General features: G+C 53.1%; 4 protein-coding genes. All 4 read right to left on the bottom strand.

Annotation, left to right across the window (positions count from 1 at the left end; all coding sequences use genetic code 11):
* A partial coding sequence (locus J5224_RS25015) for a GAF domain-containing protein (RefSeq protein ID WP_264627916.1) occupies window positions 1-569 on the bottom strand: 569 nt, incomplete at its 3' end.
* 256 nt (window positions 570-825) lie between these two features.
* Window positions 826-1,404 carry a Fe-only nitrogenase accessory AnfO family protein gene (locus J5224_RS25010; RefSeq protein ID WP_264627915.1) on the bottom strand — a complete coding sequence of 193 codons (579 nt, stop codon included), beginning with the start codon at window positions 1,402-1,404 and terminating at the stop codon, window positions 826-828.
* Between the two features lie 33 nt (window positions 1,405-1,437).
* A complete protein-coding gene (locus tag J5224_RS25005) occupies window positions 1,438-1,944 on the bottom strand; it encodes a pyridoxamine 5'-phosphate oxidase family protein (RefSeq protein WP_252120324.1) in 507 nt (168 codons plus the stop codon).
* Window positions 1,941-2,405 (bottom strand): hypothetical protein (locus J5224_RS25000; RefSeq protein WP_264627914.1); only part of this gene is annotated, 465 nt, incomplete at its 5' end. The genes J5224_RS25000 and J5224_RS25005, both read right to left, overlap by 4 nt.

Raw genomic sequence — 2,405 nt, 5'->3', positions numbered from 1 at the left:
ACGCCCTGCGCGATAATTGCCGCAATCACTTTCAGCACTTCCAAATCCAGGTAGCGCAGTTGATGATTGTGATAGACCCGTTCGATGCCGATGGTTCCCATCACTTTGGAACTGCGAATGATCGGCACACAAATAAAGGAAAACGCCCCGTCGCGGGTTTTGTCGAGACTGCCGGTTTTATTGAGAAATAGAGGATCGTCGGCCACATGCGGCACAATCACCGGTTGGCGCGTTTCGATCACCTGTCCGGTGATCCCTTCCCCCGGCAGGTAGACCCCCTTCTCCACTTCTTGCGGAGAGAGTCCGTAACTTTCATGGATATAAATGCGATCGCTGCTGGTGTCGTACAGCGTGATCATCGCGCGGATCACCTGCATGTGTTTTTGCATCAATTGCAGGACCAGTTTGAGGGTTTTGGAAAGATCGCCCTCGGTGCTCACCACTTTGCTGACTTCAGACAGCAGCGGCATCAGTTCTGAACGACATTCACCCAATTTACAACTGAAAGACAGCGGTGTCTCCAAGGGGGACAGCATATCCGTCACACCACGTTTTCTTTCCAGGCGCATTATATCTCTCCCGACAAATCCCCATTCTTACGTAGCAGAGTGAATCACATCAGGTCAGAAGCATTGTTATCCTAGTCGCAGGCTCTTATGCACAGTCCCGGTAAAAACCTGCAAAATCAGCGCCAATGCAGGCAAAACCAACTTTTTTGTAATCAATTGATAATTAATGAGATAAAAACCACCTCACCCTCCAACGCCCCGGCAATATGTTCTGTTAAGAACATTCCTGTTCTATTTGGGACGTTAACGAACGTTTTCAGACATGCCGTGGCATCACCACGACACAAAATGTTCCATCTGCGCGCGGCTCACTCACAATGCTGAATTCACGCGCATCAAGCGTGGCAAACCACTTCGGTAAATGATCGCAAATCACATCCAGACGTCGAAATTGCTTTTGTTGCAGGAAGGGTTGTAATAACCGCCGTGAGGTGTGCCCCTCATGGCTGTTTGCCAGTGCCTCTATCAGATTGAAGTGAAAATCCCCGCTCTGTTTGCCCGGCTGAAAATAGGTCTCAGGGTGGAGTGGCGTCACGGGCGAGGAGGCGTGGATACGCTCCGCGATACCATCGAGAAGCGGAGCCGGTTTGCCGCTGCCTCGCCACATGGTGATCCCTCTGCCATCAAGCCAGGCCAGCAACACGCCCTGAATCTCCCGCGCGACAATGTGACGACACTCAGGTAACGCCTCCAGCATCGTCACGGTTTGCTGACGCAAAGCCGCCAATGACATTGATGCGGTTGATGGGCAAGGGACTTCACGACAGCATTGCCAGCCAGAACGTAACGGGACAAACAGTGTCGCCACGCCGGGCTGCCCGAGCGCCGTTATCATTCCCTGATGTAAAGCGGGGGGAGCCGGCCCTTATCAAAAGCCATGCTGTTTCCCCCTCATGGCGTCGATGTTGATGCGTATCACCAGCGTGGCTTGCAGATTGGCGTCAGGGAACGCGTAGTGGCGATCGGTAAACCCCGCCATCAATCGCTGCAAAATGGGGATTTTCTCCTGATTATCGTTGATGAACTGTGCTTTCCCCAACCCAATCACCGTTCGATGCCGCGCCTCAAAGTTACAGGCCAGCGCATCCTCTACCACGCCTCCATAATGAGAAATGGCAAAACACAGGGTATTGTTACGTTTAAGCCATTCAATCTTGCTGCCACTGCGCGCGGAATGAAAATAGAGCGCGGTGCCATCCCAGACATAGAAAACCGGCACCAGAAAGGGCACATCATTATTAGCCAGCGCAATGTACATCACGCGCTCTTCGCGCAAAATGGCATCCAGTACGGTGGGATCGGTGATCTCACGTTCATCCCGCCGCATGTCGTGATGGGGGAAATCGGCCAGCGCCGGGTTAACAGGCGTATTCATCCTCTGTTCTCCCGCAAGTGGTCAAGCGCCGGTGAGCGTTTTTGTTCCGCCACAATCAGTGCATCCAATGCCTCACACACGGAAAGAATGCGCGCTTTATCCTGCTCGTCCGGCGTGCCATGGTAGTAATCATCAATGGAGCAAATGCCGAAAAGTGCATCCAGCGCGGCAATATCCTCGCTTAACGCCGAGGTAAACGTCACTTTCTCCGAGGCACTGGTCAGCAGGCTACGGTAGTTGTGATTCATCGGCATGATGTTATGCAGCGCACACAGGGCAATCAGGTAGCACTCCACTGCCAGCGATGCCACGTTAAACACCAGACTGACAGACGATGATTGTGGTGCCAACAACAGGGCGCGGCGGTGATAGCCACGCGCATGCTCATAACACCGCGTGAACCGTTGTTCATCGCTTCCACACAGCAATCCTGACATCATTTCCTCCCGAACAGGGCACCG

The sequence above is a fragment of the Candidatus Symbiopectobacterium sp. NZEC135 genome (assembly GCF_025962695.1).
Note: the sequence above shows the minus strand (reverse complement) of the source record. Positions and strands in the feature narration are given on the sequence as shown.